General features: G+C 70.6%; 16 protein-coding genes. 5 read left to right on the forward strand and 11 right to left on the reverse strand.

The window, feature by feature from the left end:
- The first annotated feature begins 82 nt into the window (after positions 1-82).
- On the forward strand, positions 83-598 hold the full coding sequence (locus tag H5965_RS31490) for a hypothetical protein (RefSeq protein WP_310974755.1): 516 nt from the start codon (positions 83-85) through the stop codon (positions 596-598).
- Entirely contained in the window at positions 595-1,695 is a 1,101-nt protein-coding gene (locus tag H5965_RS31495; protein ID WP_310974423.1) for an MAB_1171c family putative transporter, read from the forward strand. Before H5965_RS31490 ends, H5965_RS31495 begins: the two co-directional genes overlap by 4 nt.
- Here the strand turns inward: H5965_RS31495 and H5965_RS31500 are convergent.
- Genes H5965_RS31500 through rlmN form a run of 3 tightly spaced genes read right to left on the reverse strand, consistent with a single transcriptional unit; the run spans position 1,676 to position 3,454 of the window.
- Positions 1,676-1,996 carry a hypothetical protein gene (locus tag H5965_RS31500; protein WP_310974424.1) on the reverse strand — a complete coding sequence of 107 codons (321 nt, stop codon included), beginning with the start codon at positions 1,994-1,996 and terminating at the stop codon, positions 1,676-1,678. The genes H5965_RS31495 and H5965_RS31500 overlap by 20 nt on opposite strands.
- Before the next feature lie 52 nt (positions 1,997-2,048).
- On the reverse strand, positions 2,049-2,315 hold the full coding sequence (locus tag H5965_RS31505) for a hypothetical protein (protein ID WP_310974425.1): 267 nt from the start codon (positions 2,313-2,315) through the stop codon (positions 2,049-2,051).
- Between the two features lie 32 nt (positions 2,316-2,347).
- On the reverse strand, positions 2,348-3,454 hold the full coding sequence (gene rlmN / locus H5965_RS31510) for a 23S rRNA (adenine(2503)-C(2))-methyltransferase RlmN (RefSeq protein WP_310974426.1): 1,107 nt from the start codon (positions 3,452-3,454) through the stop codon (positions 2,348-2,350).
- Between the two features lie 150 nt (positions 3,455-3,604).
- On the opposite strand from rlmN, the gene H5965_RS31515 reads away from it, so the two are divergent.
- Positions 3,605-4,177 (forward strand): hypothetical protein, encoded by a 573-nt coding sequence (locus H5965_RS31515; protein ID WP_310974427.1) that lies wholly within the window; start codon positions 3,605-3,607, stop codon positions 4,175-4,177.
- On the opposite strand, the gene H5965_RS31520 is transcribed toward H5965_RS31515, so the two are convergent.
- Positions 4,170-6,464 carry a transketolase-like TK C-terminal-containing protein gene (locus tag H5965_RS31520; RefSeq protein WP_310974428.1) on the reverse strand — a complete coding sequence of 765 codons (2,295 nt, stop codon included), beginning with the start codon at positions 6,462-6,464 and terminating at the stop codon, positions 4,170-4,172. The two genes, H5965_RS31515 and H5965_RS31520, sit on opposite strands and share 8 nt — an antisense overlap.
- 107 nt (positions 6,465-6,571) lie before the next feature.
- Positions 6,572-7,057: an Lrp/AsnC family transcriptional regulator gene (locus tag H5965_RS31525; RefSeq protein WP_310974429.1), complete on the reverse strand. Its 486-nt coding sequence runs from the start codon at positions 7,055-7,057 to the stop codon at positions 6,572-6,574.
- A gap of 104 nt (positions 7,058-7,161) precedes the next feature.
- Between H5965_RS31525 and H5965_RS31530 the strand changes: the two genes are divergently transcribed.
- On the forward strand, positions 7,162-7,779 hold the full coding sequence (locus H5965_RS31530) for a PadR family transcriptional regulator (protein WP_310974430.1): 618 nt from the start codon (positions 7,162-7,164) through the stop codon (positions 7,777-7,779).
- Here the strand turns inward: H5965_RS31530 and H5965_RS31535 are convergent.
- A complete protein-coding gene (locus tag H5965_RS31535; RefSeq protein WP_310974756.1) occupies positions 7,722-8,528 on the reverse strand; it encodes a class I SAM-dependent methyltransferase in 807 nt (268 codons plus the stop codon). The two genes, H5965_RS31530 and H5965_RS31535, sit on opposite strands and share 58 nt — an antisense overlap.
- A 114-nt stretch (positions 8,529-8,642) precedes the next feature.
- On the opposite strand from H5965_RS31535, the gene H5965_RS31540 reads away from it, so the two are divergent.
- A complete protein-coding gene (locus H5965_RS31540) occupies positions 8,643-9,488 on the forward strand; it encodes a VOC family protein (RefSeq protein WP_310974431.1) in 846 nt (281 codons plus the stop codon).
- On the opposite strand, the gene H5965_RS31545 is transcribed toward H5965_RS31540, so the two are convergent.
- The 5 genes from H5965_RS31545 to rpsB form a co-directional block, all read right to left on the reverse strand.
- A complete protein-coding gene (locus H5965_RS31545; protein WP_310974432.1) occupies positions 9,485-10,627 on the reverse strand; it encodes a phosphatidate cytidylyltransferase in 1,143 nt (380 codons plus the stop codon). The genes H5965_RS31540 and H5965_RS31545 overlap by 4 nt on opposite strands.
- Positions 10,627-11,184 carry a ribosome recycling factor gene (frr, locus tag H5965_RS31550; RefSeq protein WP_003065592.1) on the reverse strand — a complete coding sequence of 186 codons (558 nt, stop codon included), beginning with the start codon at positions 11,182-11,184 and terminating at the stop codon, positions 10,627-10,629. Before frr ends, H5965_RS31545 begins: the two co-directional genes overlap by 1 nt.
- Positions 11,185-11,232: 48 nt before the next feature.
- Complete coding sequence (gene pyrH / locus H5965_RS31555) at positions 11,233-11,976, reverse strand: UMP kinase (protein ID WP_013223864.1); 744 nt, start codon at positions 11,974-11,976, stop codon at positions 11,233-11,235.
- Positions 11,977-12,091: 115 nt separating this feature from the next.
- On the reverse strand, positions 12,092-12,907 hold the full coding sequence (tsf, locus tag H5965_RS31560) for a translation elongation factor Ts (protein WP_310974433.1): 816 nt from the start codon (positions 12,905-12,907) through the stop codon (positions 12,092-12,094).
- 90 nt (positions 12,908-12,997) lie between these two features.
- On the reverse strand, positions 12,998-13,858 hold the full coding sequence (rpsB, locus tag H5965_RS31565) for a 30S ribosomal protein S2 (protein WP_310974434.1): 861 nt from the start codon (positions 13,856-13,858) through the stop codon (positions 12,998-13,000).
- Positions 13,859-14,368 lie beyond the last annotated feature (510 nt).

Raw genomic sequence — 14,368 nt, forward strand, 5'->3', positions numbered from 1 at the left:
GATCGTCCGGGGTGCCGTCGTCTACCGTAAGGGTGGAACGGGCTACCGTCCGTGTGCTCCGACGGCGATGGCAAGGCGGCTGGTGAAGGAACGCGAGTTGCGGCGCCGCTGCAGGCGGCTGCTGAACGAACTGGGCATCCGGCCCCCGCTGGACGTCCTCGAGCTGTGCCGCAGCGTCGGCGAGCAGCGCGGCCGCCCGATCCGGCTGCTGCCGCACCGGATCCCGGTGCCGGGGCCGTTCGGGGCCTGGATCGCCACCGCCCAGGCCGACTACATCGTCTACCAGCAGGACACGAGCAGGGCCCACCAGCGCCACATCATCCTGCACGAGCTGGGCCACATGCTGGCCGGTCACGGCGCCACCGCGGAGAACCCCGACCTGGTCGGCCGGCTGGCGCCGGGCCTGGAACCGGAGGCGGTCCGGCGAGCCCTGCTCCGCACGTCCTACGACACCGACCACGAGCGGGAGGCCGAGACGGTGGCGACGATCATCCTGGAGTGGGCCTCGGTCCTCGACCGGGTGGCACCGCCGTCGTCGGACGAGGGCGCCGCCCGGCGGATCGACGCGGCGCTCGACGAACGGCTGGGCTGGCTGTGAACAGCAAGGTCACGCTGATCGTGCTCCAGGGCGTCATCCTGTTCCCGGCGCTGCTGTGGAAGATCTACCAGCTGACGCGCGCACCGGGCGACATCGCGCGCTGGATGGTCACCGCGTGCCTGGCCTGCTTCGCGGCCGCGTACCCGCTGGGCCTGCTGGCGGGCGACGTCAACCAGCCGGATCCGGGGCGGATCGTGCCGCTGCTGTTCCAGCACATCTTCCTGTGCGGGCTGGTCTTTTCCCTGGCGTGTTTCTTCCTGTTCTCGGCCCTCCCGGCTGACCGGGCCCGGCGCCGCGCGCTGCTGGAACTGATCCCGCTGGCCACGGCGATCCTGGTGATGGCGGCGGTGACGGTGCTGATGCCGGACGTCCCGCCCGCGCAGTACCCCCGGGCCGCGGTGTCGGTCTTCTACCTCGCGGCGGATCTGTACCTCACGTACGGCATCGCGAGCGCCTGCTTCTTCGCGCGTCGCTACGCGCGCGGGGCGGCACCGCGGCTGGCGCGGGGTTTGTCGGTGGCGTCGGTGGGTTTCGCGATCGGCGCGCTGGGCGGAGCGACCCTGATCGCGGTGGTCCTGGTCCGCTGGACGGGCGCGGCGATCCCCTGGCTGCTGGTCCAGGGCACGGTGTTCCTGGTGTTCCCGAGCGCGATCCTGCTCGTGGTGGGCTTGTCCTACCCCGGCGTCGCCACCCGCCTGGCGGCGGCCAGGGTGTGGTGGCAGCACCTGCGCACGTACCACCGCCTCCGTCCATTGTGGACAAATCTGCACGAGGCGTTCCCCGAGGACGCACTGAGCCGAACCCCGCTGGGCCGCTGGGACACGCTGAGCCTCCTCGGCGTCCACCGCCGGTATTACCGGAGGGTGATCGAATGCCGCGACGGGCTGGTCCGGATCAGCCCGTACGTCGCGTGCTCGGAAGGCCCGCTGCCGGATCGGCTGACGGAGGCATTGACCGCCCACGCCCGGGGCGAGCAGGTCCCGGAGGAGCCGATGCCGATCGCCATCCCGGACGGCGGCAGCCTGGACGAGGACGCCCGGGAGCTGGTCACGCTGTCGGAGTCCCTGGCGTCCCCGGTCAGCCGCACGGCACGGTGAGTTCCGCGCCGTTGGCGGTGTAGGTGGTGATCGCCGTCCCTTGGCACGCGTACTGCACGACCCCCTTGCCACTGGCCACGACCTGCGCGCCACCGTCGGCCGGCCGCGAAATCGAGACGGGCAACGGGATGATGGGCCCGAGCGGGAAGTAGGAATACTGGTTGACCGCGGTCAGCGTGGTCCCGCTGAAGGTGAAGCTCTGGATCGGGCCACTGACGGCGTGCGCGGGAGCAACCCCGGCACCGCTCAGTGCGACAACCCCGACGGCGACCGTGGCGTATCGAGCAATCCGATGCGGCATGCCTACCGTTCTAACACCGCGGCCGCGGGGTGTCTGCCGCCATTCGTGCCGGTCAGCGGTCAAGCCACGGAGCGAGCAGCTTCTCCAGATCGGCGTCCGAAAGCGCCCGCGGGCCGCCGTGGAACTCGTGCCACCGCGAAGCGTCGCGCGCCGCGTTGTACTCGACCTCGTACGCCCGCATCAGGACGTACATGAACGTCACCGAGCTGAACCGCTCACCGAGCAGCGTCCGCGCCTGGCGGGCGACGTCCGTGGCGCCGGTGAAGTCCGACAGTTTCAACGATTCCGCAGCCGGGTCCAGCAGGCTGGGCGCATACATCACGACGATTTCTCCATAACCGAAACGAAAACTCAGCCTTCGGCAGCAAGCTGCCCGCAGGCGGCGGCGATCTCCTGGCCGCGCGTGTCACGCACCGTGCACGCTACTCCCCCGGCGTTCACCAGCCGCACGAACTCCCGCTCGACCGGCTTCGGCGACGCATCCCACTTGCTGCCCGGCGTCGGGTTCAGCGGGATCACGTTCACGTGCACCAGCTGACCCAGGTGCTGCCTCAACCGCTTCGCGAGCAGCTCGGCCCGCCACGGCTGGTCGTTGATGTCCCGGATCAGCGCGTACTCGATCGACACCCGCCGCCCGGAAGTATCGGCGTAGTACCGCGCGGCCGAGAGCACCTCGTCCACCGACCACCGGTTGTTCACCGGCACCAGCGTGTCCCGCAGCTCGTCGTCCGGCGTGTGCAGCGACACCGCCAGCCGCACCTGCATCTTCTCGTCCGCCAGCTTGCGGATCGCCGGCGCCAGGCCCACCGTCGACACCGTCACCGAACGCTGCCCGATCCCCAGCCCACCGGGAGCGGGATCGGTGATCCGCCGCACCGCGGCCACCACCCGCTTGTAATTGGCCAGCGGCTCGCCCATGCCCATGAAGACGATGTTCGACAGCCGGCCGGGGCCACCGGGCATCGTGCCGTCGCGCATGACCGCCGCCGCGGAACGGACCTGGTCGACGATCTCCGCCGTCGACAGGTTGCGGTCCAGGCCGCCCTGGCCCGTCGCACAGAACGGGCAGGCCATGCCGCAGCCCGCCTGGCTCGAAATGCACAGCGTCGCGCGGTCCGGGTACCGCATCAGGACGCTCTCCAGGAGCGTGCCGTCGTGGGCGCGCCACAGCGTCTTGCGCGTCGCGCCGTTGTCGGCCGCCAGGGCGCGGACCTCCGTGAGCAGCGTCGGCATCAGCGACTCGACGAGCCGCGCGCGCGAAGCCGCCGGGATGTCCGTCATCTCCTCCGGGTCCACCGTCAGGCGGGAGAAGTAGTGGTTCGACAGCTGCTTCGCGCGGAACGGCTTCTCCCCCAGCTCGGCGACGGCGTCCGCACGCTCGGACACCGAGAGGTCGGCGAGGTGGCGCGGCGGCAGGCCGCGCTTGGGAGCGTCGAAGACGAGGGGAAGGGCAGTCATAACCGGACCAGTCTCCCACGCGCGCGCCGGGGTCGCCCGTGGCGCCCCCACCAGGTGTACCCCAGGTCACGGACCGCCCCCGGTCGGCGGGGCCGGGTCACCCACAGGGATGATCCACCGTGCACCGCGTCCGACGAGAGAGGTGAGCGCGTGTCCCTCCGGCACCTTGTCCTGGTTGTCGCCCTCACCCTGGGCGTCGCCGCCTGCAGCACCCCGGCGGAGAACGGGCCCGAGAAGCCGAGCGGGCCGCAGGCGAACGTGGGCGCCCTGCACCTGCCCCTGCCCGCGGGCGCGACCTACACCGAGCACAGCCCGGACGGCCTGCTCGACGGCTGCATCGCCGAAGGCACCGCGGTCTGCGAAGCGCGGGTCCTGGACCTGCGCAAGGCGGACCCCGACGCCCCGATCAACCCGCCGAGCACGAAGCGGCCCTTCGGCTGGTACACCGGCACCGACCTGCCGACCTGCATCACGCCCGCTTCGCCGCCCGGAAAGGCCTCGGGAGCCAAGGACAGCAAGCTCCTCGACTCCGGCTTCGCGCCGATCGGGCCCAAGAAGGCCGAGTACGGCCGCTGGCAGGTCACCTGCGAGAACTCGGCGCAGAACAACCAGGTCCGGATGTGGTGGCTGCCGACGAGCAAGGTCCTGGTCGTCCAGTACGGGTCCTTCCCCGGCTGGGACGCCAAGATGGACACCCTGCTCGCCGGCGCCACCTTCAGCTGACGGCGTCGAGCGCGGCCCGGATGATCGCGTCCGTGTCGATGCCGTGGTGGCGGTAGACGTCCTCCAGCGACCCCGACTGCCCGAAGCCGGTGACGCCGAGCGCCACCGACGGGACCCGGTTGATCCCGGCCAGGAACGCCAGCGTGTGCGGGTGCCCGTCGAGCACCGTGACCAGCGGCTTGGCCCGCGAAGCCGGGAAGACCTGGTCCAGGATCCACGACTCGGCGCCGCCCCGGCCGGACCGGGCTTGCACGGCCTCGAACAGCAGTCCCGGGCTGGTCACGCAGACGACGTCCGCCTCGACGCCGACCTGGGCCAGCCGCTCGGCCGCCGCCAAGGTGTCCGGCACCAGCGCGCCCATCGCGGCGAGCGTGACGGCAGGTGAAGCGGCGCGCCGCAGCAGGTACGCGCCCGCCACGACCTGACGGCGACGACGTTCGCGCGCGGCCGGGTCGGCGGGCACCGCGGCGAGGGTCTGGTCGACCGGGCGCGTCGAGAGCCGGAAGTAGGACGACGTCCCGCCCGGCTTGCCGAGCCGGCCGAGCGCGGCCAGCAGCGTCCACTCGGTGTCGATCGCGAACGCCGGTTCGTAGCTGACGCAGCCGGGCTGCTCGATACCGATCGACGGCGTGGTGATCGACTGGTGCGCGCCGCCTTCCGGAGCGAGCGTGACACCGGACGGCGTCCCGATCAGGATCGACTGCCCGCCCGCGTAGATGCCGAACGACCACGGCTCCAGCGCGCGCTCGACGAACGGGTCGTACATGACGCCGATGGGCAGCAGCGGCTCGCCCCAGCGGCTCCAGGTCGCGCCCAGCTCGCCGAGAAGGCCGACCAGGTTCGTCTCGGCGATGCCCAGCTCGACGTGCTGGCCGGTCGGCTTCTCCCGCCAGTGCATGATCGTCTCGGGGTCGTCCTCGAACCAGTCGCGGCGCTCGGTGGCCGACCACACGCCGACCTTGTTGACCCAGCCGCCGAGGTTGGTCGTCGAGCTGACGTCGGGGCTGACCGTCACCACGCGCTTCGCCGCTTCGGGCGCTTCGCGCGTCAGGTCGAGCAGCACTCGCCCCAGCGCTGCCTGCGTCGTCGCGGTCCCGGACGGTGTACGTCCGATGTCGACCGGCAGGTCCAGCGAAGGCGCCGAAGGAACGTCCGGACGGCGAAGGCGCGAAGCGACTTCAGCGCACAACGCGGCTTCGGGCGACCCGGCAGCGAAGCCCTCCCACGGCGAAGCGAGGTCCGTACCCAGCGAAGCGGCCAGCTCTTCCATCTGGGCCACGGTCAGCAGCGAGGAGTGGTTCTGCGGGTGCCCCTGCGTGGGCAGGCCGCGGCCCTTGACGGTGTAGCAGAAGATCACCGTCGGCCGGTCGTCCGATATGGACGCGAAAACCTCGTCGAGCGAGCCGAGGTCGTGACCGCCGAGGTTCCGGATCGCGGCCAGCAGCGTCTCGTCGTCCAGCGAGGCGACCAGCTCACTCAATGCGGCGTTCCCCGCGGGCAGCCGGTCGCGCAGCTGGGCGGCGTCGCAGCGCAGCAGCCGCTGGTACTCGGGGTTCGGCATGCCGTCGATGCGGGCGCGCAGCTCGGCGCCGCCGGGCCGGGTGAACAGCTCCTCCAGCAGCCGCCCGTACTTCAGGGTCAGCACCTGCCAGCCGGCGGCGTCGAACATGCCCTGCAGCCGTCCGGCCGCGATGTTCGGGACCACCCGGTCGAGCGACTGGCGGTTGAGGTCGACGATCCAGACGATCTCGCCGAGCTCCGCGACGGCCGGGTCGAGGATGGCCTCCCAGATCGCGCCTTCGTCGAGCTCGGCGTCACCGACGAGCGAGTACTGCCGTCCGGTGCCGGCCGCCGAACCCCGGGTCGTCAGGTAGCGGCGGGCCAGCGCACCCCAGATCGGGGCGGTGGCGCCGATGCCGACCGAGCCGGTCGAGTAGTCGACGGGGTCGGGGTCCTTCGCGCGGCTCGGGTAGCTCTGCAGGCCGCCGAACTCGCGCAGGGTCGGCAGGTAGGCCTCGTCCAGCTCGCCGAGCAGGTAGTTGATCGCGTGGAGCACCGGCGACGCGTGCGGCTTCACCGAGACGCGGTCTTCGGGGCGCAGGTGCCGGAACCACAGCGACGTCATGATCGAGACCAGCGACGCGCACGACGCCTGGTGCCCGCCCACCTTGAGCCCGGACGGGTTCGGCCGGACCCGGTTGGCCTGGTGCACGATCGCGGTGGCGAGCCAGAGGACCCGCTGCTCGATCGCGGTGAGCGCCGGGGCGGTCACGGGGGCATGGGTCATCGTCGACACCTTTCGTGCAGGAAGCGCACACCAGGACAGCACTGGTGGACGCATCGCACAACCGATGCCGCCGCAAGTGCGCAGAATGCGCACCGGATCCCGGGGGCTCAGGCCTCCGGCTGCGCAGAATGCACGCGCTCCAGCAGGGGCGCCAGCCGGTACGGGACGAGCTCGCGCATGACGAGGGAGATGTTCGTCCGCTCCACGCCGGGCGAGGCCAGGATGTGGCCGGCGATCCGGTAGAGGTCGTCGGCGTCGACGGCGACCACCTGCACCATCAGGTCGCTCGCCCCGGTCAGCCCGCACACCTCGGTGACCTCGGGGATCGCGGCGAGGGCGGTGCCGATCTCGGCGAGGCGCCGCTGGTCGACCTGCGCGTTGACGAACGCCCGCAGCGGGTAGCCCAGCCGCGCCGGGTCGATCCGGCGCTCGAACGACCTCAGGACGCCGCGCTGCTCCAGCCGCACGAGCCGGGCCTGCACCGTGTTGCGGGACAGGCCCAGCCGCTCGGCCAGCGCGACCGCCGTGGACCGCGGGTCCTCCCCCAGCGCCTGGAGCAGGCGCGCGTCGATCTCGTCGATGGTTTCCGGCACACGCCGATCTTCCCAGGTGACCGGCGTCACCGAAGACCGGTTGCCAGCCGACTGTTTCCGATATATCGTGAACGTGTCGCAACAGTTCGAGAAAGGAACATGACATGCGTAGGCAACGACACCCCTTCGCCCACGAACGTGGGCGCGCACCCTTCGGGCCCTTCGGTGGTTTCGGCGAGTTCCCCCCGGGCTTCGGCCCCGGTGGACGCGGTCGCGGCCACGGCCCGCACCGGCGGGGTCACGGCGGACGGCGCAGCCGCCGCGGTGACGTCCGCGCCGCGATCCTGGCGCTGCTCGCCGAGCAGCCCCGGCACGGCTACGAGATCATCCGCGAGATCGGCGAACGCTCCGGCGGCTTCTGGCGCCCGAGCCCGGGCTCGGTCTACCCGACCCTGCAGATGCTGGCCGACGAAGGCCTGGTGATCAGCAAGGACGAGAACGGCAAGAAGCTGTTCGAGCTGACCGACGCCGGCCGCGCCGCCGCGGAAGAGCAGGACAGCACCCCGCCGTGGGAGCAGATCGCGCAGGACGTCGACCCGGTCGAGGTCGGGCTCGCGAAGGCGGGCAAGAACCTGGCCGCCGCCGTCGTGCAGATCATGCGCGCGGGGTCCGAGAGCCAGCAGGCCCGCGCGGCCGAGGTGCTCAACGACGCCCGGCGCTCGCTCTACGGCATCCTCGGCGAAGACGAGGACGAGTCCGCTTCGCCGGAGAAGGCGGAGTGACCAGGCAGGACGAGGCCGGTGGGCTTGACCCGCGCGTGGACGCGGTAGCCCACCGGCAGCGTCAGGTCCTCGGCGCGATTCCCGTTACGCTGCAAGGACTCCGCGATCGCCTGTTCGGCGACCGGCCGGCTGAACTCGATCTTCAGCACGGCTTCGAGGTCCGCGGCGGTCGCGAAACGCCATTCGGTCGCGACGCGGCGGCAGCCGAACCCGGCCCGGGCGAAGAACCGTTCCACGGCGCCCGGGTCGTAGTGCGGTAGGTCGGCGCGCATCCAGCGGCCGTAGGGCTCGCTGGTGACGTCCAGGTCGACGATCAGGATGGCGCCGCCCGGCCGCAGCACCCGTTCCGCCTCCGCCAGCCCGGGCTCGCAGCCGGGCCCGAAGAAGTACGCCGTGCGCGCATGGACGATGTCGACACTCGCGCTGCGGACCGGCAGCCGCTGCGCGCGGCCCATCCGGACGTCCACGTTCGACAGTCCCTCGATGCGCTTCAGCGCGCTTCGCACCAACGGCTCGTGCGGCTCCACTCCGAGCACCGAGCGCGCGTCCCGGGCGAAGCGCGGCAAGTGAAACCCGTCACCACAGCCGACGTCCAGCACGTCCAGGCCGGTCCAGTCGTGCTCCTCCCGCAGCACCCGCCAGATCTCCCCGCCGCTGTCCTGCGCGCGGTTCTCCAGCTCGTAATCGGCCTGGTAGTACCAGATGTTGGGGCTCGGCACGACCTCCGTGCGCCGCGACGACCACCGCACCCCCGCTGCTCCTTCCGGGTCCTCGTCGCCGGGCCGTGCCCGCACGGTGGCGAATTCTTGGCGGAAAACTCACGGATCACGCCTAGAATCCGGTGGGTATCGGGAGGAGCACCCATGGCAATCGGCCCGTCCAGTACCCCGTCCCCGGTCCCGGCCGGAATTCCGTGCTGGATCGAGCTGGCCTGCCGGGAGCAGGCCGTGGCGGAAAGATTCTACGGTGCCCTCTTCGGCTGGGAGTACACCACTCAGCGAGACCCCGCGACGTCCGACGGCCGCTACGCCATCGGCGCGCTCAACGGCCTCCCGGTCGGCGGGCTCTACCGCGCGGCCCAGGGTGCGCCGCTGGGGTGGATGCCGCACATTTCCGTGCCGCACACCGCGAGCGCGGCCGAGTGGGTGGAGCACCTCGGCGGGCGGATCACGCTCGGGCCGGTGGCGATCCCGGACCGCGGCACGATCATGCACGCCCTCGACGCGTGCGGCGCGCCGGTGGTGTTCTGGGAGGTGCCGCCGAACTGGGAGTTCGTCACCGGCATCCCGAACACCTTCAGCGGCGCGGACCTCAACACCCACGACGGCGTCGCGGCGGATCACTTCTACACCAAGCTGTTCACCTACGGCAGCCATCAGATCGGCGACGGCGAGATGCTGGACTACGTCGAATGGCTCATCGAGCACGAGCCGGTGCTGTACCGGTACGTGATGGGTTCGGAGTACAGCCTCGACACCCCGCCGCACTGGCTCGTGTACTTCGACATCGACCCGGCCCGCGGAGTCGACGCGGTGGCGGGCGAAGCGATCATGCACGGCGGCACGGTGGTGATCCAGCCGTACGACACGCCGTTCGGCCGGATGGCGATCCTCGCCGACCCCGAGGGAGCGGTGTTCGCGGTGATCGACCACTCGCGCGTCACCGAAGGCTGGGGCCGCGCGGAGGTCGACGACCCCTACGACGACTAGACCGGAACGAACGCCGAAAGCAGCAGCCAGGACACGACGGCCGACGGCAGCAGCGAGTCGAGCCGGTCCATGATCCCGCCGTGCCCGGGCAGCAGCGTGCCCATGTCCTTGACGCCGAGGTCGCGCTTGATCAGCGACTCTACGAGATCGCCCAGCGTCGCGGTCAGCACGATGGCGACACCGAAGATCACGCCCTGCCAGACGTGGCCGTCGAGCAGCAGGCTGAGGGTGAGCGCCCCGGCGACGACCCCGCCGATCACCGAGCCGGCGAAGCCTTCCCAGGTCTTCTTCGGGCTGATGGTCGGCGCCATCGGGTGCTTGCCGCCGAGAACGCCGGCGATGTAGCCACCGGTGTCCGACGCGACGACGCCGATCAGGAAGGTGAGCACCCGCCCGACGCCGTCCTCCGGCGGCACGAGCATCGCCGCGAAGGCCCCGAAGAGCGGCAGGTACGCGGCGGCGAAGGTGGACGCGCTGATGTCGCGCAGGTAGCCCTTCGCGCCGCCGGGCAGCCGCCAGAGCAGGCAGGCGAGGACGGTGAGGACGAACGCGGTGAGCGCGCCTTCGCGACCGAACGGCCAGGCGAGCCAGATCATCGCCTGCCCGCCGACGAGCACCGGGATCATCGCGACCCGGATGTCGGCGACCCGGCGCAGCACCCCGGCGAATTCGAAGGTGCCGACCGCGATCGCGATCGCGATGATCCCGATGAAGAGATAGCGAACGGTGAGCAGCGAAACGATGATCGCGGCGCCGAGCAGAAGGGCGACCCCGATGGCCGCGGGCAGGTTCCGCCCGGCCTTGGAGGCCTTCTTGACCGCCTCCGGCGGCGCCGGCGTGTCCGACGCACCCGTCTCCGGGTCCGCAGGAGTGCCCTGGGCCGCGGCAGCAGGCGCTTCCGCAGCGGTGGTCCCGGCGGCCGACAACCGGGCCGCTTCGCCGGCCTCCGAGGTCTCCGGCACGACCGGCGTCCCCGTGGCCCGGCCGGTTTCCGAGGTCGCCGAAGCCCCGCCCTCGCCCGGGAAGTCCGGCGTGGCCGGGGTGCCGGCTTCGCCCGGCTCCGGCGTCCCGGGCGCGGCCGCCGGGTGTGCTCCGGTGGCGTCCACCCGGTCCTCGCGTTCCTCGCTCACCTGTGCCATCAGACCTCGAGCAGCTCGGCTTCCTTGTGCTTGACCAGCTCGTCGACCTTGTGCACGTAGGTGTCGGTCAGGTTCTGCAGCTCCTTCTCCGCGCGCGCGACGTCGTCTTCACCGGCCTCGCCGTCCTTGGCGATGCGGTCCAGCTCGTCCTTGGCCTTGCGGCGGACGCTGCGGATCGAGACGCGGGCGTCCTCGCCCTTGCCCTTCGCGACCTTCACCATTTCCTTGCGCCGCTCCTCGGTGAGCTGCGGGATGACGATGCGGATGACCTGCCCGTCGTTGCTCGGGTTGACCCCGAGGTCCGACTCCCGGATCGCCTTCTCGATCGCGCCGAGCTGCGACTGGTCGTACGGCTTGATGAGCGCCATCCGGGCTTCCGGCACGTTCACGCTGGCCAGCTGGTTCAGCGGGGTCGGCGAGCCGTAGTACTCGACGACGATCCGCGAGAACATCGCCGACGAAGCCCGGCCGGTGCGAACCGACTGCAGCTCGTCCTTGGCGACGGACACCGCTTTTTCCATCTTCTCCTCGGCATCGAGGAGGGTCTCGTCGATCACGGTCACTCCCGTAGTTGTGATGGGTGGCGCTTGCTGATCCCAGCAGGTCTAGGCCGGCACCCCGGCAGTGGGGGTGCTGACCAACGTGCCGATTCTTTCACCACTCACCGCGCGGGCGATGTTCCCCTCGGTGAGCAGGTTGAACACGATGATCGGCATGTTGTTGTCCATGCAGAGGCTGAACGCCGTCGCGTCGGCGACCTTGAGGTCCCGCTCCAGCACCTCGCGGTGGGTGATCTCGCGGAACATCTCGGCGGTGGGGTCGGCCTTCGGGTCCGCGGTGTAGACGCCGTCGACGGCCTTCGCCATCAGCACGGCTTCGCAGCCCAGCTCGAGCGCCCGCTGCGCGGCCGCGGTGTCGGTCGAGAAGTACGGCATGCCGACCCCGGCGCCGAAGATCACGACGCGGCCCTTCTCCAGGTGCCGCTCGGCGCGGCGCGGGATGTAGGGCTCGGCGACCTGGCCCATCGTGATGGCGGTCTGCACGCGGGTGGGCAGGCCCTCCTTCTCCAGGAAGTCCTGCAGCGCCAGGCAGTTCATCACGGTGCCCAGCATCGCCATGTAGTCGGCGCGGTCGCGGTCCATGCCGCGCTGCGACAGTTCGGCGCCCCGGAAGTAGTTGCCGCCGCCGATCACGACCGCGACCTGGACACCGGTGCGGGCGACGTCGGCGATCTGCTGCGCGACCGAGTGCACGACGTCGGGATCGACGCCGATCGAACCACCGCCGAACATCTCGCCGCCCAGTTTCAGCAGCACCCGCCGGTAGCCACCTTCGACCCGGTCACCCATCTATGTCGCCTCCTAGGCCTCTCGACCTGTTTTTGTCATATCCAGACCTGACAGTGCCCCGTCCCCGATTGGACGGAGACGGGGCACTGGGTGAAACCTACGCCCGGACCTGGCCTCAGGCCTGGCCGACCTCGAAGCGCGCGAACTTGGTCAGCGTCACGCCGGCCTCGTCCAGCAGGGCCTTCACGGTCTTCTTGTTGTCCTTGACCGACGGCTGCTCGAGCAGCACGTTGTCCTTGTAGTAGGCGTTGACCTTGCCCTCGATGATCTTCGGCATGGCCTGCTCCGGCTTGCCTTCTTCGCGGGCGGTCTGCTCGGCGATGCGGCGCTCGTTCTCGACGATGTCGGCCGGCACCTCGTCGCGGGTCAGGTACTTCGCGCGCAGCGCGGCGACCTGCATGGCAGCCCCGCGGGCGGCCTCGGCGTCGTCACCGGTGAACTCGACGAGCACACCGACGGCCGGCGGCAGGTCGGAGCCGCGGCGGTGCAGGTAGGTCGCGGTCTGGCCCTCGAAGGCCACGACGCGGCGCAGCTCGAGCTTCTCGCCGATGCGGGCGGACAGCTCCTGGACGACCTCGTTGACGGTCTTGCCGTCGAGCTCGGCACCCTTGAGCGCCTCGACGTCGGAGGTCTTGAGCGACTTCGCGACCTCGACGATCTTCGCGGCGAGCGCCTGGAAGTCGGCGTTCTTCGCGACGAAGTCGGTCTCGGAGTCGAGCTCGATGAGGACGCCGCCGTCGCCGGTGACCAGGCCCTCGGCGGTGGCGCGCTCGGCGCGCTTGCCGACGTCCTTGGCGCCCTTGATCCGCAGGAACTCGACGGCCTTGTCGAAGTCGCCGCCGTTCTCCTCGAGGGCCTTCTTGCAGTCCATCATGCCGGCGCCGGTCATCTCGCGCAGGCGCTTCACGTCAGCGGCGGTGTAGTTCGCCATTCTGGTAAATCCGTCCTTTGCAGGAAATCTGTGGGTTGCTACACCCGTGCGGCCGGGCCCCGGGGGCGCGGCCGCACGGGCGGTGGAGCCTCAGGAGGAGGCGGTCGCCTGCTCGGTGGCGGCCTCGGTCGCGGCAGCGGCCTCGGTCGCGTCGGCGGCGGCGGTCTCGGAGCCGGCGAGCAGCTCCTTCTCCCACTCGGCCAGCGGCTCGTCGGAGGCGACGCCCGGCTCCGGCTTCGCGTCGGCGGACGCACCGTTGCGGCTGGAGCGCGCCATCAGACCGGCGGCCGCGGCCTCGGCGACGACCTTGGTCAGCAGCGCGGCGGACCGGATGGCGTCGTCGTTGCCCGGGATCGGGTAGTCGACCTCGTCCGGGTCGCAGTTGGTGTCCAGGATCGCGACGACCGGGATGTTCAGCTTCCGAGCCTCGCCGACGGCGATGTGCTCCTTCTTGGTGTCGACGATCCACACCGCGCTCGGCACCTTGGCCATGTCGCGGATACCGCCGAGGGTCTTCTCGAGCTTTTCCTTCTCGCGGGTCAGCGTCAGGATCTCGCGCTTGGTGAGGCCGGTGAAGCCACCGGTCTGCTCCTGGGCCTCGAGCTCCTTGAGGCGGAGGAGGCGCTTGTGCACGGTCTGGAAGTTGGTCAGCATGCCGCCGAGCCAGCGCTGGTTGACGTAGGGCATGCCCACGCGCGCGGCCTCGTTGGCGATGGCTTCCTGAGCCTGCTTCTTGGTGCCGACGAACATGATGGTGCCGCCGTGCGCGACGGTTTCCTTGATGAACTCGTACGCACGGTCGATGTAGGTCAGCGTCTGCTGCAGGTCGATGATGTAGATGCCGTTGCGCTCGGTGAAGATGTAGCGCTTCATCTTCGGGTTCCACCGGCGGGTCTGGTGCCCGAAGTGCACGCCGCTGTCGAGCAGCTGCTTCATGGTGACGACGGCCATTGCCGGAATCACACCTCTTCTGTGTAGTGCGCGCCTTGCTTCCGCTGGACGCGCTGCTCGGTTTGTCGCTCGCGGCCGGGTGGCCGTTCGCCCTGGTGCCCGCGCCGGCGTCCGGACCCCGGGAGTGGAGGACCCCCGAGGACCGCCGGACCCCGTGCGCTCCCTCGGCTGTTTCCAGAAGGGGGAACGCGCACGTGCACGCGAAGTCAGCCCGCTGAAACGGACTGCGCAGAAGATTCTACCCCCTCCCACCACCCCCGCCCCCACCGGCGGCCGCTGCGCGACCCGGTTGTCCACATCGGGTCCGGTTATCCACAGATTCGGCTCGCGCCCCCCACGGCGCGCCCGAGTGCCGCACGCTGGAGCCATGGAGTCGATCATGCAGGTCCGGCGGTGTCCGCCGGGGTGGTTCTTGGGCGCGTTTGCCCTGGTGATGGCGGTTTTGGGAGGGGTATTCGTCGGCGGAGAGGTGGGTGTCCGGGCGCCGGGAGCGGCGGCTTCGGGAGGTGA

This window comes from Amycolatopsis sp. 505, assembly GCF_031625235.1.
Classification (GTDB): Bacteria; Actinomycetota; Actinomycetes; order Mycobacteriales; family Pseudonocardiaceae; genus Amycolatopsis.